General features: G+C 72.7%; 22 protein-coding genes. 12 read left to right on the top strand and 10 right to left on the bottom strand.

All coding sequences use genetic code 11. From position 1 onward, the window contains the following. Window positions 1-64 precede the first annotated feature (64 nt). The 4 genes from ACQF4J_RS13380 to ACQF4J_RS13365 all read left to right on the top strand — a co-directional run bounded on the left by ACQF4J_RS13380 (window position 65) and on the right by ACQF4J_RS13365 (window position 4,889). Window positions 65-1,534: a 3' terminal RNA ribose 2'-O-methyltransferase Hen1 gene (locus tag ACQF4J_RS13380; RefSeq protein ID WP_427165689.1), complete on the top strand. Its 1,470-nt coding sequence runs from the start codon at window positions 65-67 to the stop codon at window positions 1,532-1,534. Continuing rightward, on the top strand, window positions 1,531-4,077 hold the full coding sequence (locus tag ACQF4J_RS13375; RefSeq protein ID WP_351570475.1) for a polynucleotide kinase-phosphatase: 2,547 nt from the start codon (window positions 1,531-1,533) through the stop codon (window positions 4,075-4,077). The genes ACQF4J_RS13380 and ACQF4J_RS13375 overlap by 4 nt, the downstream gene beginning before the upstream one ends. A gap of 225 nt (window positions 4,078-4,302) precedes the next feature. Then, window positions 4,303-4,716 (top strand): hypothetical protein, encoded by a 414-nt coding sequence (locus ACQF4J_RS13370; RefSeq protein WP_351570478.1) that lies wholly within the window; start codon window positions 4,303-4,305, stop codon window positions 4,714-4,716. Further along, on the top strand, window positions 4,713-4,889 hold the full coding sequence (locus ACQF4J_RS13365) for a hypothetical protein (protein WP_351570481.1): 177 nt from the start codon (window positions 4,713-4,715) through the stop codon (window positions 4,887-4,889). The genes ACQF4J_RS13370 and ACQF4J_RS13365 overlap by 4 nt, the downstream gene beginning before the upstream one ends. On the opposite strand, the gene ACQF4J_RS13360 is transcribed toward ACQF4J_RS13365, so the two are convergent. Together ACQF4J_RS13360 and ACQF4J_RS13355 are read right to left on the bottom strand one after the other, a co-directional pair. Beyond that, window positions 4,869-5,768 carry a hypothetical protein gene (locus ACQF4J_RS13360; RefSeq protein ID WP_351570484.1) on the bottom strand — a complete coding sequence of 300 codons (900 nt, stop codon included), beginning with the start codon at window positions 5,766-5,768 and terminating at the stop codon, window positions 4,869-4,871. The two genes, ACQF4J_RS13365 and ACQF4J_RS13360, sit on opposite strands and share 21 nt — an antisense overlap. Continuing rightward, window positions 5,765-6,868 carry an SPFH domain-containing protein gene (locus tag ACQF4J_RS13355; protein ID WP_351570487.1) on the bottom strand — a complete coding sequence of 368 codons (1,104 nt, stop codon included), beginning with the start codon at window positions 6,866-6,868 and terminating at the stop codon, window positions 5,765-5,767. Before ACQF4J_RS13355 ends, ACQF4J_RS13360 begins: the two co-directional genes overlap by 4 nt. A 130-nt stretch (window positions 6,869-6,998) precedes the next feature. Here ACQF4J_RS13355 and ACQF4J_RS13350 point away from each other — a divergent pair, with 130 nt between their 5' ends. Beyond that, window positions 6,999-8,219 carry an arginine deiminase gene (locus ACQF4J_RS13350; RefSeq protein WP_351570490.1) on the top strand — a complete coding sequence of 407 codons (1,221 nt, stop codon included), beginning with the start codon at window positions 6,999-7,001 and terminating at the stop codon, window positions 8,217-8,219. 80 nt (window positions 8,220-8,299) lie between these two features. After that, window positions 8,300-9,307: an ornithine carbamoyltransferase gene (gene argF, locus ACQF4J_RS13345; RefSeq protein ID WP_351570493.1), complete on the top strand. Its 1,008-nt coding sequence runs from the start codon at window positions 8,300-8,302 to the stop codon at window positions 9,305-9,307. Between the two features lie 48 nt (window positions 9,308-9,355). On the opposite strand, the gene ACQF4J_RS13340 is transcribed toward argF, so the two are convergent. Beyond that, on the bottom strand, window positions 9,356-9,808 hold the full coding sequence (locus ACQF4J_RS13340; protein ID WP_351570496.1) for an ATP-binding protein: 453 nt from the start codon (window positions 9,806-9,808) through the stop codon (window positions 9,356-9,358). Window positions 9,809-10,107: 299 nt separating this feature from the next. Here ACQF4J_RS13340 and ACQF4J_RS13335 point away from each other — a divergent pair, with 299 nt between their 5' ends. Together ACQF4J_RS13335 and ACQF4J_RS13330 are read left to right on the top strand one after the other, a co-directional pair. After that, entirely contained in the window at window positions 10,108-10,935 is an 828-nt protein-coding gene (locus ACQF4J_RS13335; RefSeq protein WP_351570499.1) for an enoyl-CoA hydratase family protein, read from the top strand. 2 nt (window positions 10,936-10,937) lie between these two features. Continuing rightward, the gene (locus ACQF4J_RS13330; RefSeq protein ID WP_427165688.1) at window positions 10,938-13,304 is read left to right on the top strand and encodes a bifunctional salicylyl-CoA 5-hydroxylase/oxidoreductase; all 2,367 of its coding nucleotides are present in this window, start codon (window positions 10,938-10,940) and stop codon (window positions 13,302-13,304) included. On the opposite strand, the gene ACQF4J_RS13325 is transcribed toward ACQF4J_RS13330, so the two are convergent. From ACQF4J_RS13325 to ACQF4J_RS13305, 5 genes are all read right to left on the bottom strand, one after another. After that, window positions 13,288-14,508 (bottom strand): sulfate adenylyltransferase subunit 1, encoded by a 1,221-nt coding sequence (locus tag ACQF4J_RS13325; protein ID WP_427165687.1) that lies wholly within the window; start codon window positions 14,506-14,508, stop codon window positions 13,288-13,290. The genes ACQF4J_RS13330 and ACQF4J_RS13325 overlap by 17 nt on opposite strands. Before the next feature lie 2 nt (window positions 14,509-14,510). Further along, window positions 14,511-15,410, bottom strand: coding sequence for a sulfate adenylyltransferase subunit CysD (gene cysD, locus ACQF4J_RS13320; RefSeq protein ID WP_427165686.1), 900 nt, complete (start codon window positions 15,408-15,410; stop codon window positions 14,511-14,513). After that, window positions 15,407-15,964, bottom strand: coding sequence for an adenylyl-sulfate kinase (gene cysC / locus ACQF4J_RS13315; protein WP_351562894.1), 558 nt, complete (start codon window positions 15,962-15,964; stop codon window positions 15,407-15,409). The genes cysD and cysC overlap by 4 nt, the downstream gene beginning before the upstream one ends. A gap of 150 nt (window positions 15,965-16,114) precedes the next feature. After that, entirely contained in the window at window positions 16,115-16,927 is an 813-nt protein-coding gene (locus ACQF4J_RS13310) for a PaaX family transcriptional regulator (RefSeq protein ID WP_351799383.1), read from the bottom strand. Window positions 16,928-16,942: 15 nt separating this feature from the next. After that, window positions 16,943-18,535, bottom strand: a complete 1,593-nt coding sequence (locus ACQF4J_RS13305) for an AMP-binding protein (RefSeq protein WP_351562911.1) — start codon at window positions 18,533-18,535, stop codon at window positions 16,943-16,945. A 127-nt stretch (window positions 18,536-18,662) separates the two neighbouring features. On the opposite strand from ACQF4J_RS13305, the gene ACQF4J_RS13300 reads away from it, so the two are divergent. Both ACQF4J_RS13300 and ACQF4J_RS13295 read left to right on the top strand, forming a co-directional pair. Next, entirely contained in the window at window positions 18,663-19,787 is a 1,125-nt protein-coding gene (locus ACQF4J_RS13300; RefSeq protein ID WP_351562912.1) for an acyl-CoA dehydrogenase family protein, read from the top strand. After that, entirely contained in the window at window positions 19,784-20,182 is a 399-nt protein-coding gene (locus ACQF4J_RS13295) for a RidA family protein (RefSeq protein ID WP_351562914.1), read from the top strand. The genes ACQF4J_RS13300 and ACQF4J_RS13295 overlap by 4 nt, the downstream gene beginning before the upstream one ends. Window positions 20,183-20,195: 13 nt before the next feature. Here the strand turns inward: ACQF4J_RS13295 and ACQF4J_RS13290 are convergent, their stop codons facing one another. Then, a complete protein-coding gene (locus ACQF4J_RS13290) occupies window positions 20,196-20,390 on the bottom strand; it encodes a DUF5999 family protein (RefSeq protein WP_351562916.1) in 195 nt (64 codons plus the stop codon). 227 nt (window positions 20,391-20,617) lie between these two features. Here ACQF4J_RS13290 and ACQF4J_RS13285 point away from each other — a divergent pair, with 227 nt between their 5' ends. Continuing rightward, the gene (locus ACQF4J_RS13285) at window positions 20,618-21,043 is read left to right on the top strand and encodes a DUF6299 family protein (RefSeq protein WP_427165685.1); all 426 of its coding nucleotides are present in this window, start codon (window positions 20,618-20,620) and stop codon (window positions 21,041-21,043) included. Between the two features lie 110 nt (window positions 21,044-21,153). Then, window positions 21,154-22,578: a hypothetical protein gene (locus tag ACQF4J_RS13280; protein ID WP_351562920.1), complete on the top strand. Its 1,425-nt coding sequence runs from the start codon at window positions 21,154-21,156 to the stop codon at window positions 22,576-22,578. 62 nt (window positions 22,579-22,640) lie between these two features. On the opposite strand, the gene ACQF4J_RS13275 is transcribed toward ACQF4J_RS13280, so the two are convergent. After that, a complete protein-coding gene (locus tag ACQF4J_RS13275; RefSeq protein ID WP_351562922.1) occupies window positions 22,641-23,411 on the bottom strand; it encodes a cytochrome P450 in 771 nt (256 codons plus the stop codon). Window positions 23,412-23,438: the final 27 nt, after the last annotated feature.

The raw sequence follows: 23,438 nt of genomic DNA, 5'->3' as shown, positions 1-23,438 counted from the left end.
CCTTCCTGGGGGCTTTCGCGCGTACGGCAGCCGAAACCGTCGACCGGCCTGAGAGGCCCTGCCCATGTTCCTCACCATCACCACCACCGGCACCCCCGAACGCCCCGCCACCGACCTCGGCTTCCTGCTGCACAAGCACCCCGACAAGGCGCAGGCGTTCTCCACCTCCTACGGCACGGCGCACGTCCTCTACCCCGAGGCGGACGACCAGCGCTGCACGGCGGCGCTGCTGCTGGAGGTCGACGCGGTGGCGCTGGTGCGGCGGGGGAAGGGCAAGGGCCGCGGCGGGGCGCCCGACGCGGCGCTCGCGCAGTACGTCAACGACCGCCCGTACGCGGCCTCCTCGCTGCTCGCGGTGGCGCTGAGCGGCGTGTTCTCCAGCGCGATGAAGGGCATGTGCCGGGCCCGGCCCGAACTGCCGGGGCAGGCACGTCCGTTGCGCATCGAGGTGCCCGCGGTGCCCGCCCGCGGCGGTCCGGGACTGGTACGGCGTCTGTTCGAGCCGCTCGGCTGGACGGTCACCGCCGAGGCGGTCGCCCTGGACACCGAGTTCCCCGAGTGGGGCGACTCGCGCTATGTGCGTCTGCTGCTGGAGTCCGAGACACTGACCCTCGCCGAGGCCCTGCGCCACCTGTACGTGCTGCTCCCCGTCCTCGATGACGCCAAGCACTACTGGGTGTCGCCGGACGAGGTCGACAAGCTGCTGCGGGCCGGCGAGGGCTGGCTGCCCGGCCACCCCGAGCAGAAGCTGATCACCAGCCGCTATCTCTCGCGCCGCTGGTCGCTGACCCGGGAGGCGATGGAGCGCCTGGAACTCGTGCGGCTGGCGGAGGCCGACGACAGCGAGGTCGAGGACATCGACAACGCCGTCGAGGAGGAGACCGAGGCGGAGGAGAGGCCGACCCCGCTCGCCGTGCAGCGACGGGACGCCATCATCGAGGCCCTGGGCGCCGCCGGAGCCTCCCGGGTGCTCGACCTCGGCTGCGGCCAGGGGCAGTTGGTGCAGGCGCTGCTCAAGGACGCACGGTTCACCGAGATCGTCGGCGTCGACGTGTCGATGCGCGCGCTGACCATCGCCTCCCGCAGGCTCAAGCTGGACCGCATGGGCGAGCGGCAGGCCGCGCGGGTCACCCTCTTCCAGGGCTCGCTCGCGTACACCGACAAGCGGCTCAAGGGGTACGACGCCGCCGTGCTCAGCGAGGTCATCGAGCACCTCGACCTGCCCCGGCTCCCGGCGCTGGAGTACGCGGTGTTCGGCGCGGCCCGCCCGCGCACGGTCCTCGTCACCACCCCGAACGTCGAGTACAACGTCCGCTGGGAGTCCCTCCCGGCCGGCCACGTCCGGCACGGCGACCACCGCTTCGAGTGGACGCGGGAGGAGTTCCGCGCCTGGGCGCACACGGTGGCCGAACGGCACGGCTACGGCGTGGAGTTCGTATCCGTCGGGCCGGACGACCCCGAGGTCGGTCCGCCCACCCAGATGGCCGTGTTCCGGACGCTCACCACCCACGAGAAGGAGGCGAAGGCGGCATGACCGAGACGACACAGCACAGGGGACGGGTCCTGCCCGTCACCGACCTCTCCCTCGTCGTCCTCGTCGGCGCCTCCGGCTCCGGCAAGTCGACCTTCGCCCGCCGGCACTTCAAGCCGACCGAGGTGATCTCCTCCGACTTCTGCCGCGGCCTGGTCTCCGACGACGAGAACGACCAGAGCGCTACCGGGGACGCCTTCGACGTCCTGCACTACATCGCCGGCAAACGCCTGGCCGCCGGCCGCCGCACCGTCGTCGACGCCACCAGCGTGCAGCAGGACTCCCGCCGCCAGCTGATCGACCTGGCCAGGCAGTACGACGTGCTGCCCATCGCCATCGTCCTCGACGTGCCGGAAGAGGTGTGCGCCGAACGCAACGCCGCGCGCACCGACCGGGCCGACATGCCCCGCCGGGTCATCCAGCGGCACATCCGCGAACTGCGCCGCTCCATACGCCACCTGGAGCGCGAGGGCTTCCGCAAGGTGCACGTGCTGCGCGGAACGGAGGACGTCGACAACGCCACCGTCGTCACCGAGAAGCGCTTCAACGACCTGACCCACCTCACCGGACCCTTCGACATCGTCGGCGACATCCACGGCTGCGCCTCGGAGCTGGAGACGCTGCTGGGCAAGCTGGGCTACACCGACGGCGTCCACCCGGAGGGCCGTACGGCCGTCTTCGTCGGCGACCTCGTCGACCGCGGCCCCGACAGCCCGGGCGTGCTGCGCCGCGTTATGTCGATGGTGAAGTCGGGCAACGCCCTGTGCGTGCCCGGCAACCACGAGAACAAGTACGGCCGGTATCTCAAGGGCCGCAAGGTCCAGCACACCCACGGACTCGCCGAGACCATCGAGCAGATGGAGGGGCAGAGCGAGGAGTTCGCCGCCGAGGTACGGGAGTTCATCGACGGGCTCGTCAGCCACTACGTCCTCGACGGCGGCCGGCTCGTGGTCTGCCACGCCGGCCTTCCCGAGAAGTACCACGGTCGCACCTCCGGCCGGGTCCGCTCGCACGCCCTGTACGGCGACACGACGGGCGAGACCGACGAGTTCGGGCTGCCCGTGCGCTACCCGTGGGCCGAGGACTACCGCGGCCGGGCGGCCGTGGTCTACGGCCACACCCCGGTACCGGAGGCCACCTGGCTCAACAACACCATCTGCCTGGACACCGGCGCGGTCTTCGGCGGCAAGCTGACGGCGCTGCGCTGGCCGGAGCGCGAGCTCGTCGACGTACCGGCCGAGCGGGTCTGGTACGAGCCGACGCGTCCGCTGCGCACCGAGGCACCGGGCGGGCAGGACGGGCGGCCGCTCGACCTGGGCGACGTGCACGGGCGGCGGGTCGTGGAGACCCGGCACTCCGGGCGGGTCGCCGTGCGCGAGGAGAACGCGGCCGCGGCGCTGGAGGTCATGAGCCGGTTCGCCGTGGACCCGCGCCTGCTGCCGTACCTGCCGCCGACCATGGCGCCGACGGCGACCAGTCACGTCGAGGGCTACCTGGAGCACCCCGCCGAGGCGTTCGCCCAGTACGCGGCGGACGGGGTCGCGCGTGTCGTGTGCGAGGAGAAGCACATGGGCTCGCGGGCGGTGGCGCTGGTGTGCCGGGACGCGGAGGCCGCGCGCAAGCGGTTTGGTGTCGAGGGCCCGACGGGCTCGCTGTACACCCGCACCGGGCGGCCGTTCTTCGACGACGAGTCGGTCACGGAGGAGGTCCTGGGCCGCGTCCGCGCCGCCGTCACCGAGGCCGGTCTGTGGGCCGAACTCGACACCGACTGGCTGCTGCTGGACGCCGAGCTGATGCCCTGGTCGCTGAAGGCGTCCGGGCTGCTGCGCTCGCAGTACGCGGCCGTCGGCGCGGCGTCCGGGGCGGTGTTCCCGGGTGCCCTCACCGCACTGGAGGGCGCCGCCGAGCGGGGCGTCGACGTGGCCGACCTGCTGGCCCGGCACCGCGAACGGGCGTCGGACGCGGCCGCGTTCACGCAGGCCTACCGCCGCTACTGCTGGACGACGGACGGCCTGGACGGCGTGCGCCTGGCACCGTTCCAGATCCTGGCGGTCCAGGGCCGCAGCCTCGCCGCGCTGCCGCACGACGAGCAACTCGCGCTGCTCGACCGGCTGGTGGAACACGACGGCAGCGGCCTGCTGCAGACCACTCGGCGGCTCTACGTCGACACCGGTGACCCGGAGTCGGTGCGGGCGGGTGTCGACTGGTGGCTGGAGATGACCGGCCGCGGCGGCGAGGGCATGGTCGTCAAGCCGGCAGGCGCCCTCGTGCGCAGCACGGAGGGACGGCTGGTGCAGCCCGGCGTCAAGTGCCGGGGCCGCGAGTACCTGCGGATCATCTACGGTCCGGAGTACACGCGCCCCGACAACCTGACCCGGCTGCGCACCCGTTTCCTCGGCCACAAGCGTTCGCTGGCGATCCGCGAGTACGCCCTGGGTCTGGAGGCCCTGGACCGGCTTGCGGAGGGGGAGCCGCTGTGGCGCGTGCACGAGGCCGTGTTCGGGGTGCTGGCCCTGGAGTCGGAGCCGGTGGACCCGCGGCTTTGAGCCGTTCGTGAGCCCCGCTCACCTCACGGCCCACGGCGCCCTTGTGTCCCTCGGGTACCCCGCCTAACTTGAACAGGCTTATGGATCAGCCGAGTTCGAGGAGGGCGGGGCACAGGTGGAGATCAAGAAGGTGGTCGTCCGCGAAGAGGAGAAGACCAACCGGCAGCCGCGCGTCCTGGAGAAACGGCCGACGCGCTGAACGGCCTGCGCGTCCACCTGGTGACGATGCCCTGGCATCCGATCGACCTTCCGTCACTGCAGGCGGGCCTGTTGCACACGCTGGTCTCGCGCACCCGTCCGGGCGACGAGGTGCGCGAGTTCCACGGCTCGCTGCGCTGGGCGGAGTTCCTGCTGAAGCACTCCGGCGGCCGGCTCAGGCCGGGCGACCACGTCCGGGTCGGCAGCGACTCGATCTTCCACGGCCTGGGCGACTGGGTGTTCTCCGGCGTGCTGTACGACGACCCCGACTGGGGTACCGGGACCCTGCGCGACTACGCCGGGCGGTGCGGCGTCGCGATCGACACCGCCCAAGAGATGCGGAGGTACGCGGGCGAGTTCGTCGCCGAGTGCGCGGCCGCCGTCCTCGCCGGCGAACCGGACATGGTCGGCTTCACCATCACCTTCATGCACTCCTGGTGACCGTGCCCGTCGGCGCACTGGGCGGCGGCGCACTCGCGGCCGCGCTGGGCAGTGTGACGGTGCTGGTGGCGTCCGCGGTGGTCGCGCTGGTGTCGGCCGGCGCCCTGTGGGCGCCGGTGCGCGAGGGGCGGTCGGCGGGGGAGGGGGCTCGGCTAGCCGACCAGGCGCAGTGACGTGCCCGCCACGCCGACCCGCACCGACTGCCCCCAGGTCAGCTCCAGCGCGTCCGTCTCCATCCCGTCCCCGAAGACGACGAGCCGCTCCGACTCGACGGTGACGCGCAGCCCGCCGGACGCGGCGAGCTCGCCCGCGACCAGCGAGGTCCCGGTCGCCGGGGACGGCCAGGCCTCGCGCACGAACCACAGCAGACGGCCCTCGGTGGGGCGCGGCAGGGACAGGGCGGCGCCCCGCTCCTGCCACACCGACCTGAGCCAGCCCGTCGCGCCGGTCCCCGTGCCCACCAGCACCCCGGAGGAGGCCTGGGCCTCGACGACACCCCCGTCGTCCTCGAGGCCCAGGCGGTACCTGGCCGTCTGGTGTCCGGCGGCGCCCAGGTAGATCTCGTTCAGCGCGACCAGCCGCTGTGTGTCGTCGGCGACCGCCTCGACCATGGTGAGCTCGTCCACCCCTGTGCCGGAGGCGAGCGCCGCGGGCAGCAGCCGGGCCGCGTCGCCCGTCCGGTGCCTGACCAGGACGCCGGGGTTGCGCCCGGGGTCGGTGTCGATGCCCACCACCGGCTGCCCGGCCAGGTACTTGGCGACGTTCGCCACCAGACCGTCCTGCCCGACCACGACCACCACGTCCTCCGGGGCGAACAGGAACCGGTCCAGATCGGCCCGCTCGACCCAGCTCTGCCGCCAGCCCGGCGGAATCACCGAGGTCACCTCCGTGAGCGCCCGCCGGGTCCGCCGGTGCCGCTCGGCGACCTCCTCGATGTCCCGCCCCCGAGAGGAGAGGAAGAAGGCGGCCTGCCCGTGGGTGCCGTGGTGGGCCAGCAACTCCTCGTACTCGGTGGTGCGGTGGACCAGGACCGCGCGGGGTGCGAGGCTCACGCCGGTTCCCCGCCGCCGAGCCGCGCCAGCAGCCCTGTCAGCACGTCCGGCGAGACGGTCACGCTGTCGATGCGCGGCAGGTTCTCCGCCAGCCGGGTCCCGGTGAGGGCGTGCAGGGTCGCCACGTCGACGTCGCCGTGCACCCGCAGCCAGGCGGCCTGCGCCTGGGCCCGCGCCTCGCCGACCTCGCGCGCCGCCTCGGCCTCCGCCCGGGCGAGCCGTACCGCCTTCGTGGCCTCGGCCTCGGCGAGCCGCTCGGTGCGCTGTGCCTCGGCGTCCGCCAGCCGCACCGACCGCGTCGCCTCCGCCTCCGCGAGCCGGACCGTCCGTGCCGCCTCGGCCTCGGCGCGGACCGCGTCGGCCGCCGCGTGCTCCTCCGCCTCGCGCCGCGCGTTCGTGCCCCGCTGCTCCACCAACTGCTCCTCGCGGCGGGCGAGTTCGATCTGGCTGGCCAGTTCGTTCTCGGCGATGGCGCGCTCCCGCTCGACGGCCACGGCCCGGCGCTCGTACGTCGCCCGGTCGGCCTCCTGCTGGATCTGCTCGCGGGCGGGAGTGCGCAGCGCCCGTTCCACCTCCGGCTCCGGGCGCAGCGCGATCACGCGCACCGCGACCACCTCGATACCGGTCGCCGGCAGCCGCGGTTCGGCCGCGAGCCCCGCCGCGACCCGTTCCCGTACCGCCGCCACGCCGTCGACGAGCGCCGACGACAGTGACGTACGGGCGAGGACGTCCAGCGCGTGCTGCTGCGCCGTCTCCGTCAGCAGGGTGCCGAGCTGTTCCAGCGGCGCGCCCCGCCACACCCCGGTGTCGGGGTCGATGGAGAAGTCGAGGCGGGCCGCGGCGAGGGCCGGGTCGCTGATCCGGTACGTCACCGTCGCCTGCACCGCCACGTCCTGGAAGTCGGACGTGCGGGCATGGAAGGTCATCGCCAACTCCCGGTCGTCGACCGGGACTTCGGACAGGGCCGCGGTCAGTGCGCGGAACCAGAAGCTGAGCCCCGGTCCGTCGTGCAGCAGCCTGCCGTCCCGGTGGTGCCGGATGTGCGCCGTGGGCGCGCCCCTGAGATGGCGCCAGCCCAGGCGCCGGGTGATGTCGGCCATCGGACCCCCTCGTTCTCGTCTCCTCGACGATAAACGGTGGACGCCGTTATCGTCAAGAGGACGAGAATTGGGGACGGGAGAAACTCACGAGCCACGGGTCAAGACGCCCCCCGGTGGTCAGGATGGAGGCATGGGATTCCATGTCGACTCCGAGGCCGGGCGGCTGCGCCGCGTCATACTGCACCGGCCCGATCTCGAGCTCAAAAGGCTCACCCCCAGCAACAAGGACGCACTTCTCTTCGACGACGTGCTGTGGGTGCGCCGGGCGCGCGCCGAGCACGACGGGTTCGCCGACGTCCTGCGCGACCGTGGGGTCACCGTCCACCTCTTCGGCGACCTGCTCACCGAGGCCCTGGCGATCCCGGCGGCCCGCACCCTCGTCCTGGACCGGGTCTTCGACGAGAAGGAGTACGGCGTCCTCGCCACCGACCACCTCAGAGCCGCCTTCGAGACCATGGCCCCCGCCGAGCTGGTGGAGGCGCTCGTCGGCGGCATGACCAAACGCGAGTTCCTGGACGCGCACCCGGAGCCGACCTCGGTCCGCTTCCACGTCATGGACCTCGACGACTTCCTCCTCGCCCCGCTGCCCAACCACCTCTTCACCCGCGACACCTCCGCCTGGATCTACGACGGGGTCTCCGTCAACGCCATGCGCTGGCCGGCCCGGCAGCGCGAGACGGTCCACTTCGAGGCGATCTACCGGCACCACCCGCTCTTCCGTGACGAGACGTTCCGCGTCTGGTCGGAGGGGCAGGTCGACTACCCGTCCACGATCGAGGGCGGGGACGTCCTGGTCATCGGCAACGGCGCCGTCCTGATCGGCATGAGCGAGCGGACCACGCCGCAGGCCGTCGAGATGCTCGCGCACAAGCTCTTCGCGGCCGGCTCGGCCCGGAGCATCGTCGCCCTCGACATGCCCAAGCGGCGCGCCTTCATGCACCTCGACACCGTGATGACAATGGTCGACGGCGACACCTTCACCCAGTACGCGGGCCTCGGCATGCTGCGCTCGTACACCATCGAGCCGGGTGTGGGCGAGGAGCTGAAGGTCACCGACCACCCGCCGGAGCACATGCACCGGGCGATCGCCGCCGCCCTCGGGCTGAGCGAGATCCGCGTCCTGACCGCCACCCAGGACGTGCACGCCGCCGAGCGCGAGCAGTGGGACGACGGCTGCAACGTCCTGGCTGTCGAACCGGGCGTCGTCGTCGCCTACGAGCGCAACGCCACCACCAACACCCATCTGCGCAAGCAGGGCATCGAGGTCATCGAGATCCCGGGCAGCGAGCTGGGCCGGGGGAGGGGTGGGCCGCGCTGCATGAGCTGCCCGGTCGAACGCGAGGCCGTATAGGCGTACACGTATGTGCATAGAAATGCCAACGCTCGTATAGACTTCCAGGGTCCGTTGTTCCCGTATCTCTGGAGCGCCCCATGGCGACAGTCCCGACCGCCCTCGCCGGGCGCCATTTCCTGAAGGAACTCGACTTCACCGCGGAGGAGTTCCTCGGCCTGGTCGGGCTGGCCGCGGAGCTGAAGGCCGCCAAGAAGGCCGGGACCGAGACGCGCTGTCTCACCGGCCGGAACATCGCGCTGATCTTCGAGAAGACCTCGACGCGCACACGCTGCGCGTTCGAGGTCGCCGCGGCCGACCAGGGCGCCTCCACGACCTACCTCGACCCGTCCGGCTCACAGATCGGGCACAAGGAGTCCGTGAAGGACACCGCGCGCGTGCTCGGCCGCATGTACGACGGGATCGAGTACCGGGGTGACAGCCAGCAGAAGGTCGAGGAGCTGGCCGCCCACGCCGGCGTGCCCGTCTACAACGGCCTCACCGACGACTGGCACCCCACCCAGATGCTCGCCGACGTGCTCACCATGACCGAGCACACCGCCAAGCCCGTCGACCGGATCGCCTTCGCCTACCTCGGCGACGCCCGCTTCAACATGGGCAACTCCTACCTGATCACCGGCGCCCTGCTCGGCATGGACGTCCGGATCGTGGCCCCGAAGCACTACTGGCCGGTCCAGGAGGTCATCGACCGGGCGCACGAGCTCGCCGGGGCCAGCGGCGCCCGGATCACGCTGACCGAGTCCCTGGCCGACGGCGTCCGGGGCGCCGACTTCGTCGCCACCGACGTCTGGGTCTCCATGGGCGAGCCCAAGGAGGTCTGGAGCGAGCGCATCGCCGCGCTCGCCCCGTACGCCGTGACCATGGACGTCCTGCGCGCCACCGGCAACCCGGACGTCAAGTTCCTGCACTGTCTGCCGGCCTTCCACGACCTGGGCACCAAGGTGGGGCAGGAGATCCACGACAGCCACGGCCTGGAGTCGCTGGAAGTGACCGACGAGGTCTTCGAGTCGGCCCACTCGGTGGTCTTCGACGAGGCCGAGAACCGGCTGCACACGATCAAGGCGATCCTGGTCGCGACCCTGGCCTGACCCGCCGGCCCGCCCCGGGGTCCGTAACCGCCGTGACCGGCCCCGTCGTCACACGGGCCGGCGCTGCGGGGGCACGCAGGGCAGCCGGAACCACACCGCCTTCCCGGAATGCGTCGCCCGGTGCCCGCAGGACGAGCTGAGCGCGCGGATCAGCAGCAGCCCGCGCCCGTGCTCCTGCCAGGGGTCGGGCATCCCCGGGCCCGGTGTCGTCAGATCGCCCGGGGGTGCCGGGTCCGGGTCGTGGACCTCCACCCGGCAGCCCGACGGCAGCAGCTCCACGACCAGCTCTATCGGAGCGTCCCCCGTGGTGTGCTCCACGGCGTTCGCGACCAGCTCCGCCGTCAGCAGCTCCGCGGTGTCGCTGTCCGCCCCGTGTTCCAGCTCGGCCAGCGCCGTACGCACGAGCGCGCGGGCCACCGGCACGGCCGCGGCGGAATGCGGCAGCGCGACGCGCCAGGAGGCGGAGGAGGCGGGGCGTTCTTGCACGATGGGTCCGTTCATCAGCAGGCTGTCCTGCTTTCAACCGTATGAATCCTACGGGCCCGCTCACAGAGGCGTCGGGCGGGCACCGTACGGGACGTTCGGCCCCGTTGCCGGGCGGCTTACCCGTAACAACGGCCTGCCTCGCACGGCAGCTCCCGCCGTTGCCGCTTCGTCGACGAGCCGTGACGGATGTGACGGCGCCGGGTCACAACGCATCCGTCTTATCGCGCGCTCATGACGACAGTCACGGATGAGTGATAACTTCGAATGGCAGAGCTCGGTACGGCAGCGCCCCGCCCCCCAGGAGGCCGCACGTCATGAGTCCCTTCACCGGCTCGGCCGCCCGCACCTCCCGCTGGGAGCACCTGCGCGTCGACCTCGCCGACACCGTCGCCACCGTCACCCTGGCCCGCCCCGACAAGCTCAACGCGCTCACCTTCGGCGCCTACGCCGACCTGCGCGACCTGCTCGCCGAGCTGTCCCGGGAGCGATCCGTACGGGCCCTGGTGCTGGCCGGCGAGGGCCGCGGTTTCTGCTCCGGCGGCGACGTCGACGAGATCATCGGCGCGACCCTCGCCATGGACACCGCCCAGCTCCTCGACTTCAACCGCATGACCGGCCAGACCGTCCGGGCGATCCGGGAGTGCCCGTTCCCGGTGATCGCCGCGGTGCACGGCGTGGCGGCGGGCGCCGGCGCGGTCCTGGCCCTGGCGGCCGACTTCCGGGTCGCCGACCCCACGGCCCGGTTCGCGTTCCTGTTCACGCGGGTGGGCCTGTCGGGCGGCGACATGGGCGCCGCGTACCTGCTGCCGAGGGTGGTGGGGCTCGGTCACGCGACCCGGCTGCTGATGCTGGGCGAACCGGTGCGCGCACCGGAGGCCGAGCGCATCGGGCTGATCAGTGAGCTGACCGAGGAGGGCCGGGCCGACGAGGCCGCGCAGGCCCTCGCCCGCCGCCTGGCCGACGGCCCGGCCCTGGCGTACGCCCAGACGAAGGCGCTGCTGACGGCCGAACTGGACATGCCGCTCGCCGCCGCGGTCGAACTGGACGCCTCCACCCAGGCCCTCCTCATGAACGGCGAGGACTACGCCGAGTTCCACGCGGCGTTCACCCAGAAGCGCCCTCCCAAATGGAGGGGACGGTAGAGATGCCCACCTCAGGGGCGCGGGGCGGTGCCGAATCTGCGGCTACCGCCGCGCGAGCGCGACAAGCCACGACGATCCCGCAGCCGCCGACGAGGACCGGCCAGCCCCTACGAGTCGCGGTCATCGGCGGCGGCCCCGGCGGCCTGTACGCGGCGGCGCTGCTGAAACGCCTCGACCCGGCCCGCGAGGTAACCGTCTGGGAGCGCAACGCCCCCGACGACACCTTCGGTTTCGGCGTCGTCCTCTCCGACGAGACCCTCGGCGGCATCGAACACGCCGACCCGGTCGTCTACCAGGCCCTACAGCGGCACTTCGTCCGCTGGGACGACATCGACATCGTGCACCGGGGCGTACGGCACACCTCCGGCGGCCACGGCTTCGCCGCACTCGGCAGGAAACGCCTCCTGGAGATCCTGCACGACCGCTGCCGCGACCTGGGCGTGGACCTCCGCTTCCGCACCGAGGCCCCGGCCGGCCCGGACCGGACCCATGACCTCGTCATCGCGGCCGACGGGATCAACAGCACCACCCGCGAGGCCCACGCCGATGTGTTCGGACCCCATGTGCTCACCCACCACTGCCGCTACATCTGGCTCGCCGCGGACTTCGCCTTCGACGCCTTCCGCTTCGACATCGCCGAGACCGAACACGGGGTGATGCAGCTCCACGGCTATCCGTACGCGGCCGACGCGTCCACGGTGATCGTCGAGATGCACGAGGACGTCTGGCGGGCGGCCGGCTTCGCCGACCTCGACGCGAACGAGTCCGTCGAGGCCTGCGCCAAGATCTTCGCCGACACCCTCAAGGGCAGGCCCCTGCGGAGCAACAAGTCGGCCTGGACCACCTTCCGCACCGTCACCAACGAGCACTGGTCGCACGGCAACGTCGTCCTCCTCGGAGACGCCGCCCACACCGCCCACTTCTCCATCGGCTCCGGCACCAAACTGGCCGTCGAGGACGCCCTCGCCCTCGCCGCCTGCCTGGAGGAACAGCCCTCCTTGGAGCGGGCGTTGGCGGCCTACGAGGAGGAGCGCAGGCCGGTCGTCGCCTCCACCCAGCGCGCCGCCCGGGCCAGCCTGGAGTGGTTCGAGAACCTCGGCCTCTACGTCGACCAGCCGCCCCGCCAGTTCGCCTTCAACCTGCTCACCCGCAGCCGCCGCGTCACCCACGACAACCTGCGGCTGCGCGACGCCGGCTTCACCACCTCGGTGGAGGAGGAGTTCGGCTGCCCGCCCGGCACACCCCCGATGTTCACGCCGTTCCGCCTGCGCGGCCTGACCCTGCGCAACCGGGTCGTCGTCTCTCCCATGGACATGTACTCCGCTGTCGACGGCGTCCCCGGCGACTTCCACCTCGTCCACCTCGGCGCGCGCGCCCTCGGCGGCGCCGGGCTGGTGATGACCGAGATGGTCTGCGTCAGCGCGGAGGGCCGGATCACCCCCGGCTGCACCGGCCTCTACAACGGTGCGCAGGCCGACTCCTGGAGGCGGATCACCGACTTCGTGCACGCCCAGGCGCCCGGCACGGCGATCGGCGTGCAACTCGGCCACTCCGGCCGCAAGGGCTCGACCAGGCTGATGTGGGAGGGCATGGACGAACCGCTGCCCGAGGGCAACTGGCCGCTCGTGGCCGCCTCCCCACTGCAGTACAAGCCCGCCGGACAAGTCCCGCGCGAGCTGACGCCCGCCCAACTCGAGGACCTGCGCGAGCAGTTCACCTCCGCCGCCCGGCGGGCCGCCCGCGCCGGATTCGACCTTCTCGAACTGCACTGCGCCCACGGCTATCTGCTCTCCGGCTTCCTCTCCCCACTGACCAACCGCCGTACCGACGCCTACGGCGGCTGCCTGGAGAACCGGCTCCGCTTCCCGCTGGAGGTCTTCGACGCCGTCCGGAAGGTGTGGCCGAAGGAGCGGCCCATGACGGTCCGCATCTCCGCCACCGACTGGGCCGAGGGCGGCAACACCGCCGAGGACGCCGTGGATATCGCCCGCGCCTTCGCCGCGCACGGCGCCGACGCGATCGACGTGTCGACCGGGCAGGTCGTGGCCGACGAACGCCCGGAGTTCGGGCGGTCGTACCAGACGCCGTTCGCCGACCGCGTCCGGCACCGGGTGGGCGTCCCGGTGATCGCGGTCGGCGCGATCTCCTCCTGGGACGACGTCAACTCCCTGATCCTGGCCGGGCGTACGGATCTGTGCGCCCTCGCCCGGCCGCACCTGTACGACCCGAACTGGACGCTGCACGCGGCCGCCGAACAGGGGTACGACGGTCCGGGCGTCCGCTGGCCGGCGCCCTACCGGGCGGGCAGCCGCCGTCCGCAGACCGGACGGACGGACGCGCCCAAACCCCGTCTCACCCTTGGCGGTTGAGATCCACCATGCCGGCGGTCAGCGTCGCGCCGTCCGCCGGATCGATCAGCAGGAACGCGCCGGTGCGGCGGGAGAGCGCGTAGTCGTCGAGCGCCAGGGGCTCGGCGGTGCGCAGCCTGATCCGGCCCAGGTCGTTGACCGACAGCTCGACGGCCCCTGCCAGGTCCTCCACGATGCCCTTGACGGTACGGGTCGTGTGCCGCACCAGCACACGGTCGCCGACCCGCAGCGGCCGGTCGGCCAGATGGCACACGGCCGCCCGGACGTCCCGGGTGAGTACGGGGACGTCGGGCCCCGCCGTGATCATGTCGCCGCGCGAGACGTCCCGCTGCCCGGCGAGCCGCACGCTCACGGACTGCGGCGCGTACGCCACCTCGGCGGCCGCGCCCAGCACGTCGATCCCGGCGATCTCGGAGGTCTCGCCGGACGGGTGCACGGTGACCCGGTCGCCGACGCGCAGTGAGCCCGACACCAACTGGCCCGCGTAGTGGCGCTGTTCACCGTGCCGGATCACGTACTGCACCGGGAAGCGGGCCGGCGCGTCAGCCGCCTCGGCGCCCACCGGGACGTTCTCCAGGAACTCCAGCAGGGCCGGTCCGGCGTACCAGTCCATGTGCGGCGAGCGGTCCACGACGTTGTCCCCGACCAGAGCCGATACGGGAATCGGGGTGAAGCCGGGCAGTCCCGCCTCCGCCGCGTGCCCCGCGAACTCCTCGACGATCCGCTCGAACTCCTCCTGCTCGTACCCGACGAGGTCCATCTTGTTGACGGCGAGGACGACGTGCGGGACGCGCAGCAGCCCGGCCACGGCGGCGTGACGGCGGGTCTGCTCGACCACCCTGTGGCGCGCGTCGACCAGGATGATCGCCAGCTCGGCGGTGGAGGCGCCGGTGACCATGTTGCGGGTGTACTGCACGTGGCCGGGGGTGTCGGCGAGGATGAACCGGCGGCGCGTGGTGGCGAAGTAGCGGTAGGCGACGTCGATGGTGATGCCCTGCTCGCGCTCGGCCCGCAGCCCGTCGGTGAGCAGCGCGAGGTCGGGCGCGTCCTGGCCGCGGCTCGCGGAGGCACGCTCGACGGCCTCCAGCTGGTCGGCCAGCACCGACTTGGAGTCGTGCAGCAGCCGTCCCACGAGGGTGGACTTGCCGTCGTCGACGGACCCGGCGGTGGCGAACCGCAGCGTGTCGATGGTCGTTCCGGTCATGGCTAGAAGTACCCCTCGCGCTTGCGGTCTTCCATCGCGGCCTCGGAGAGCTTGTCGTCGGCGCGGGTGGCGCCGCGCTCGGTCAGCCGGGAGGCGGCGATCTCGGTGATCACCTTGGCGATGGTGTCGGCGTCGGAGTCGACCGCGCCGGTGCAGGACATGTCGCCGACCGTGCGGTAGCGCACCCGCCGCTTCTCCACGCTCTCGCCGTCCCTGGGCCCGCCCCACTCGCCGGCGGTCAGCCACATCCCGGCGCGCTGGAAGACCTCGCGTTCGTGGGCGTAGTAGATCTGCGGCAGGTCGATGGCTTCGCGGGCGATGTACTGCCAGACGTCGAGTTCGGTCCAGTTGGACAGGGGGAAGACGCGGACGTGTTCGCCGGGGGAGTGGCGGTCGTTGTAGAGGTTCCACAGCTCGGGCCGCTGCCGGCGCGGGTCCCACTGCGAGAACTCGTCGCGCAAGCTGAACACCCGTTCCTTGGCGCGGGCCTTCTCCTCGTCGCGGCGTCCGCCGCCGAACACGGCGTCGAACTTCTCGGCCTGGATCTTCTCGGTCAGCGGCAGTGTCTGCAGCGGGTTGCGGGTGCCGTCGGGGCGTTCGCGCAGCACCCCGCGGTCGATGTAGTCCTGTACGGAGGCCACATGGAGGCGCAGCCCGTGTGCGGTGATCACACGGTCGCGGTAGTCGAGGACCTCGGGGAAGTTGTGTCCGGTGTCCACGTGCAGCAGCGGGAACGGCACGGCCGCGGGGGTGAAGGCCTTCAGTGCGAGGTGGAGCATGACGATGGAGTCCTTGCCGCCGGAGAACAGGATCACCGGCCGCTCGAACTCGCCCGCCACCTCACGGAAGATGTGCACCGCCTCCGACTCCAGGGCGTCCAGATGGGACGGCGCGCCGCTCACACCAACCCCCGCTCCACCAGCACCGCGTACACCGCGGCGGCCGACTCCTCGGGCGTCTGGGCCTGCGTCGCCAGCACCAGATCCGGGTCGGCCGGCGGCTCGTACGGGTCGTCGACGCCGGTGAGCCCCGTCAGCCGGCCCGCGGCCTGCCGGGCGTACAGGCCCTTCACGTCCCGCTCGCTGCACACGTCGACCGGCGTGGCGACATGCACCTCGATGTACGGCGTCGCACTGGCCTCGTGCCGCTTGCGGACCGCCTCACGGCTGTCGGCGTACGGGGCGATCACGGGAACCACGGACAGCACGCCGTTGCGGGCGAGGACCTCGGAGACCAGGCCGATGCGCTGCACGTTCGTGGTGCGGTCCGCCCGGGAGAAGCCGAGGCCCGCCGAGAGGAAGCGGCGTATCTCGTCGCCGTCCAGGATCTCCACGCGATGACCCTCGGCCTCCAGGCGTTCGCCGAGGTGGCGGGCGATGGTCGTCTTGCCCGCGCTCGGCAGTCCGGTGAGCCAGACGGTGGCTCCCTGAGCCCTTGTCCCTGGCTTGGTGGTCATGCGCAACAGTCCTCTTTCTCAGCCCGGCGGTCGGCTCGCCGAACGCTAGGTAAGAAACTTGAGAAGAGGGATAGAAGAGGCTGAGGGTTCCGTGAGGGACGGAAGGTGTGGCTGAGGTCACATGCGTGGGGCTCGAGCCCACAGGTGACCTCACACCCCGGCGAACACCGCCCCCGCGTCCCTGAGCCGTTCGTGCAGCTCACGGAACACCGCCACCGACCGCGCCCCCGGCCAGTCCTCCGGCAGCAGCCGGGCCGGGAGACCGGGGTCGACGTAGGGCAGATGGCGCCAGGAGTCGAGGACGAGGAGGTAGTCGCGGTAGGCGTCCTCGGGCGGGGTGTCCGCGCGCTGCCGCCACTGCCGCAGCACCGGCTCGTGACGGTCCAGGAAGGCCTCGTGCTCCTTGGCGATCGCGGCCAGGTCCCACCAGCGGGCGACCGCCTCGACGGTTGCGGCGAAGCCGAGGTGCTCGCCGCGGAAGAGGTCGACGTACGGCTCGAGGTGCAGCCGGCGCAGGGTGTGCCGGGTCTCCTCGTACAGCCGCGCGGGCGCGATCCACACCCCGGGCGCCGCCGTTCCGAAGCCCAGCGCGGCCAGTCGGGAGCGCAGCACGTGCCGCTTCTGCCGCTCCGACTCCGGCACGGAGAACACCGCGAGCACCCAGCCCTCGCCCCCGGGCGCGGCGGTGGCGTACACGCGCCGGTCGCCGTCGTCGAGCAACTGGCGGGCGTCCGGCGACAGTTCGTACCCGGCCGCGCCCTGCGCCGTGCGGGCGGGCAGCAATAGCCCGCGGCGTTTGAGACGGGACACCGACGAACGTACGGAGGGCGCGTCCACGCCGACCGCGGCCAGCAGCCGGATCAGCTCGGCGACGGGCACGGGGCCCGGCACGAAGCGGCCGTACGCGCCGTAGAGCGTGACGATGAGAGACCGTGGTGCATGCTGGTCGGACACGTTGATCATCTTAGGTCGTCGGCATCACTGCTGGTCACCATCGGTGCGCAGTTTGAACCGTTGGAGTTTGCCGGTGGCGGTGCGCGGCAGGGCGTCCGCGAAGTGGATCTCGCGCGGGCATTTGTAGGGCGCCAGTTCGGACTTGACGAAGGCGCGCAGCGCGTCGGCGTCCCGTACGGCGCCCTCCCTGAGGACGACATGGGCGACGGCCACCTGCCCGCGATCCTCGTCGGGGCGCCCGACGACCGCCGCCTCGACGACGTCCGGATGGCGCAGCAGCGCGTCCTCGACCTCCGGCCCGGCGATGTTGTACCCGGCGGAGATGATCATGTCGTCGGCTCGGGCGACGTACCGGAAATAGCCGTCGTCCTCGCGGACGTAGGTGTCGCCCGTGATGTTCCAGCCGCCGCGCACGTACGTGCGCTGTCGCGGGTCGGCGAGGTAGCGGCAGCCGACGGGCCCGCGCACGGCGAGCAGTCCCGGCTCTCCGTCGGGTACCGGGTCGCCGTTCGCGTCCTGCACGCGCGCCTGCCACCCCGGTACTGGCACCCCGGTCGTCCCGGGCCGGATCCGCTCGTCGGCGGCGGAGACGAAGATGTGCAGCAGCTCCGTGGCCCCGATGCCGTTGATGATGCGCAGCCCGGTCCGCTCCTGCCAGGCCCGCCAGGTGGCCGCGGGCAGGTTCTCGCCGGCGGAGACGCAGCGGCGCAGGGAGGAGACGTCGTGCGCGTCGAGTTCCGCGAGCATCGCGCGGTAGGCCGTCGGCGCGGTGAACAGCACCGAGACGCGGTGCTCGGCGACGGCCTCCAACAGCTGCCGCGGATGGGCCTGTTCGAGCAGCAGGGCGCTGGCGCCGGCCCGGAGCGGGAAGATGACCAGGCCGCCGAGTCCGAAGGTGAAACCGAGGGGCGGACTGCCGGCGAAGACGTCGTCAGCGACCGGGCGCAGTACGTGCCGGGAGAAGGTGTCCGCTGTCGCCAGTACGTCCCGGTGGAAGTGCATGCACCCCTTCGGGCGACCGGTCGTGCCCGACGTGAACGCGATCAGCGCCACGTCGTCGGCGGCCGTGGCGACGGCCGGATACGGGGTGCCGGGCGCCGGGCGGCGCAGCAGGTCGTCGGGGGCGTCGCCGTCGTAGGTGGTGATCCGCAGGCCCGGAATCTCGGCCTTGACGAGGTCGTCGACGGAGCGGATGTCGCACAGGGCGTGCCGGACCTGTGCCATGTCACATATCACCGCGAGCTCGTGCGGCCGCTGCTGAGCCAGCACCGTGACCGCCACCCCGCCCGCCTTCAGCACCGCCAGCCAGCAGGCGGCCAGCCACGGCGTGGTCGGGCCGCGCAGCAGGACGCGGTTGCCGGGGACCACCCCGAGGTCGTCGGTGAGGATGTGGGCGATCCGGTCGACGCGGGCGCGCAGGTCGCCGTACGTCCAGGTCGGGCCGGCGGGGGTGTGGAACGCCGGGCGGCCGGGCTCGGGGCCCGTCAGCAGTTCGGCCGCGCAGTTCAGCCGATCGGGGTACTGCAGCTCCGGCAGGTCGAAGCGGAGTTCGGGCCATTCCTCGCGGGGCGGGAGGTGATCGCGCGCGAAGGTGTCGACGTGGGCCGAGTTGGTCATGGCGGTGCGCCCCCTTATGCCGGGTTCGGCGTCCTGGCGGGCTCGTGAATGGAGCGTATCGTGTTGGTGACGACAGTCAACGGGGCGCGATACGGTCGAGGGAGATACGGCAGAGAGGGGACCGGCGATGCCCGCATTCTCGCTCGAACCGGCACAGATCGCCTGGTGTGGGGAGCTGCGCACCGCCGCCGAGCGGCTGCGCCCGCTGGCCGAGAAGGGTGAACCGGGGCACGTCAACCGCCCTCTCGTCGCCGAACTCGGCAGACTCGGGCTCCTGGACCGGCTGTTCACCTCGGGCGCCCTCGACCTGTGCCTGATGCGCGAGTCCCTCGCCTACGCCTGCACGGAGGCCGAGACGGCGCTCGCGCTGCAGGGCCTGGGCGCCCACCCGGTGCACGCCCACGGCACCCCGGCCCAGCGCGAGCGCTGGCTGCCCCGGGTGGGCGACGGCACGGCGGTGGCGGCGTTCGCGCTGAGCGAGCCGGGAGCCGGCTCGGACGCCGCGGCCCTGGCGCTGACCGCCCAGCCCGACGGAACCGGCGGCTGGCGGCTGACCGGCGAGAAGTGCTGGATCTCCAACGCCCCCGAGGCCGACTTCTACACCGTCTTCGCCCGTACCACCCCCGGCGCGGGCTCCCGTGGCGTGACCGCCTTCCTCGTGCCCGCAGACCGCCCCGGTCTCAGCGGCACCGCCCTCGACATGCTCTCCCCGCACCCCATCGGCGCCCTCGACCTCGACGCGGTCCCGGTGACCGCGGAGGACGTGCTCGGCGAGGTGGACCGGGGCTTCCGGGTCGCGATGGGCACCCTCAACCTCTTCAGGCCGAGCGTCGGCGCCTTCGCCGTCGGCATGGCCCAGGCGGCCCTCGACGCCACCCTCGACCACACCTGCCGCCGGGACGCCTTCGGCGGGAAGCTGCGCGACCTGCAGACGGTCGCCCACCAGGTCGCCGAGATGGCCCTGCGCACGGACGCGGCACGCCTCATGGTGTACGCGGCGGCATCGGCGTACGACGAGGGGGCCGCGGACGTCCCCGCGCGCGCGGCGATGGCGAAGCTGCTCGCCACCGAGACCGCCCAGTACGTCGTCGACGCGGCGGTCCAGCTGCACGGCGCCCGCGCCCTGCGCCGCGGCCACCTGCTGGAACACCTCTACCGCGAGGTCCGCGCCCCCCGCATCTACGAGGGTGCCAGCGAGGTCCAACGGGACATCATCGCCAAGGAGTTGTACCGGAACCGGGAGGCGCGGTGACCGCGGAACGCATCAATCCCAGTGAGCTGTCCCCGCCGGCCGGCTTCTCCCACGCGGTCGTCGCCACCGGCACCCGCGTCGTCTTCCTGGCCGGCCAGACCGCCCTGGACGCCGACGGCAAGGTGGTCGGCGACACTCTCCCCGAGCAATTCGAGAAGGCGCTCGGCAACCTGCTCGCCGCCCTCGCGGCCGCCGGCGGCACCCCGGCCGACCTGGCCCGCGTCACCGTCTACGCCACGGACGTCGCCGACTACCGCGAGCACGCCGGCCGGCTCGGCCGCGTGTGGCGGGACCTGGCGGGGCGGGACTACCCGGCGATGGCGGTCGTGCAGGTCGCACGACTGTGGGACGAGAAGGCACTGGTGGAACTGGACGGCTTCGCCGTACTGCCGTAGCGCACGGCGGCGTTCAGGCGGCGACGGCCGGGAGTTCGGCCGGTACACGGTGCGGGGCGACGACGCGGCCGTCGGCCGTCAGCTCGCCCGAGTCGTCGAAGACGATCGCGCCGTCGCACCGCAGGCTCCAGCCCTGCTCGGGGTGGGCCGCCACGATGTGCGGGGCGCGGCTGTCGGAGGAAGGGCACGAAGGCTGGTGGGAACACATGGCGCACCTCCACGTCGGCCGGGAACGCTGCGTACGGTCCCGTTGGACAGACCATCCTCCCGACTCGAACCCACCGGAACGACCCGGCGGGAAACGTGACAACACCCGGACAACACCCGGACGGTTCCACGACCGTCGATGCGGACTCGCCACCGAAGGGGTGACGGTCACCGCCCCGGGCGGATCCGGCCGCTACCCAGTGGAAGCCCCACCTTCAGGAGGTTTCCATGTTCGTCCGCCCCGCCCTGGGCCTCGCGGCCGGTGCCGCGCTGCTCCTGCTCACCGCCCCCGCCTCGCCGGCCGCCGCGGACCCGTACGAGACGGTGACCGTCGACCCCACCGGCACCATCGCCGCGGACGGCACCGTGACCCTCTCCGGCACCTACCGCTGCCTCGGCAACACCGACCCGGCCTTCGTCAGCTCCTCCGTCAGCCAGGCGAAGCCGGACGTCCACCAGGGCATCGGTGGCACCGGCGCGGTGTGCGACGGGCAGGAACACCGCTGGCAGAACTCGGGCAAGCCCTCCGACGCCCTCGACGCAGGCACCGCGAGCGTCGAGGCCGCGGTCATGGAGCTGCGTCCCGTGGGCGGACTGCGCCTGCCCCGCTTCCACGCGGTCCAACGCCAGGACGTCACCCTGACCCGCGACTGACAACGGCCGGCCGGCGCCTCGCGGCCACCGGGCGGACCGGCCCACGCTTACCATTGCGCTGTACACGCAGCAGCCCGGACGGTTACCTGGTCGGACCCGTGGAGATGCCCGTGGCCTCGCACCGTCGCTCTCCGAACCACCGTTTACGACTGCTCGTCACCGAGGCCCGGCTGACGCACGAGGCCCTCGCCCGGCACGTCAACCGACTGGCGGCCCTGCGGGGGCAACCCACCCGGTACGACCGGACCTCGGTCTCGCACTGGCTGGCCGGCACCCGGCCCCGTTCGTTCACCGTGGAGCTGCTCTGCCACGCGCTGAGCGAGCGCCTGGGCCGGACGGTCACCCCCTTCGACGCCGGCTTCCGGACCGACCGGGCAAGCAGCGCGGACGCCGGTGCCCCGGACGCCGTCGCCCGCCTCGGCGAGCTGGCCGGCGCCGAGGCGGACCCGCGCCTGCGGGCGGCGGCCCGCGCGGTCCCCTTCCGGCCCGGCGCGCCCCGCCCCGGCGGGCCCGCCGACCGCGCCGGTGACGACCGTCCGCACGAGCCGGCGGACCTCGCCCTGGAGATCAGGTCCATGCGGGACACCGCCGCCTTCTGCGCCTTCCACCTCGACGCCTTCGGCGGCGGCTACACCCGCACCGTGCTGGCCGGCTACCTCTCCGACGTCGTCACCCCCTGGCTGCGCCGCCGGGGAGAGGAACCGGGCCACCGGGCGCTGTTCGCCGGCGCGGCCCAACTCGCACATCTCCTCGCCCAGTCGGCCGCCGACATGGGCGCCGAGGGCCAGGCCCAGCAGGCCCACGAGGTCTCCCTGGCACTGGCCGCCCACGCGGGCGACCGCCGGCTGTACGCCATCGGGCTGCGGGCGCTGAGCGGACAGGCGCTGCGCCTGGGCGCCCCCGGTTCGGCCCTGCGGCTGGCGGAGACCGCCGCCGAGACGGTGCCGAGCACGGCCTCGCCCGGCACCCACGCCTACGTGCTGACCCAGTGCGCGCTCGGCCAGGCGATGACCGGGCTGCCGCGCACGGCGGTGCGGACCCTGCTGCGGGCCGAGCGGTGGCTGGAGCGGGCCGACAGCGCCGCGGGCCCGTTCGTGCACTACGCCCACGCCGACTTCGCCTACCAGCAGGCCCAGGTGCTGCGCGCCCTCGGCGAGTCCGTCCCGGCCCTGCGCGCCTACGAGCTCTCCCTGCGTGAACGCGAGGCACACCGCAACCGCACCCGCATGCTCACCCTGGCGAGCACGGCCGAGCTGCTCCTCGCGCAGGGCCGGCTCGACGAGGCCTGCGCCCTGTGGCACCGCTGCCTCGACGAGGCTCCCCGGGTCCACTCCCAGCAGGTCACCCAGCGCGTCGCCGGAATCCGCCAGGAGCTCGGCCCCTACCGGCGCAGTCCGGCGGTGGCGGAACTGTGGGAACGGGTGACATCCGGGGCCGAACGGAGTAGCGGTGCGGACGGCGGCCGCTCCGGGCGGCCACAGTGGTCCCATGACCGACCCTCTGACGACGGCCGACGTACTGGCAGCCCTGCGTGAGCACGAAGGCGCCGGTGCGGCCGGCGCCCCCGCCGGCCCTCACGCCCCGCCCGCGGCCGCCGTCACGCGCGCACGTCCAGCAGCACCCGTACGGCCACCGGCCGCCGGTCCCCGATCGCGCCCCGCCACACGATGTCGGTGAGCTCGCCGACCAGCCGCATGCCGGGGAACCGGGCGAACAGCGCGGGCAGCGCGGCGGCGGCGACCCGGCGGGCGAGCGGGGCGCCGACGGCGGACGGAGCCGTCAGACGCGGCCCGAGCAGCTCCTCCAGGACCGGCACGAGGTCCCCGGCCGGCACGCGTCCGAGGGTCTGCGGGTGCCGCAGCAGCAGGGCGGCGCCGTAGGCGAGACGGATGGCGGTGGTGCCCGAAGCCCCGACCAGCAGCCCGCCCGCCTGTTCCCGCAGCTCCTGGCCGGAGATCGTGCCGTTGTGCAGAGCGCGGACGAGGGCGCCGATCACGTCGTCGGCGGGGCGCTGTGCCTTCTCCCGCAGTGTGTCGTCGAGCAGCAGACCGAACTCCCGGTGTGCGGCCCGCATGCCGGGGGTCTGCGCGTGCTCATGGCCGAACAGCCGCCCGGCGAGCTCCATCATGTGCGGCGCGTGGGCGGGCGGCAGACCGAAGACGTGCGCGCCGACGGTCGCGGTGAGCGGCAGCGCGAAGTCGCCCATGAGGTCGGCGCGTTCGCGTCCGCCCAGGATCTCCAACCCCTCCCTCACACACCGGTCGATCGCCTCCGTCCAGACGTCCAGTCCGGCCGGCGCGAAGTACGGTGCCGTCAACTGCCGAAGAACCGCTTGTCGTTGACCGTCCCGGTCGAGCACCTGCGTCATGGAGGCAATGGTCGGTGCTGCCGGACG

Origin of the sequence: Streptomyces sp. C1-1 (genome assembly GCF_050214755.1) — a bacterium.
Lineage (GTDB): Bacteria > Actinomycetota > Actinomycetes > Streptomycetales > Streptomycetaceae > Streptomyces.
The sequence above is the reverse complement of the archived record's forward strand: the minus strand, read 5'-3'. Positions and strand labels throughout refer to the sequence as shown.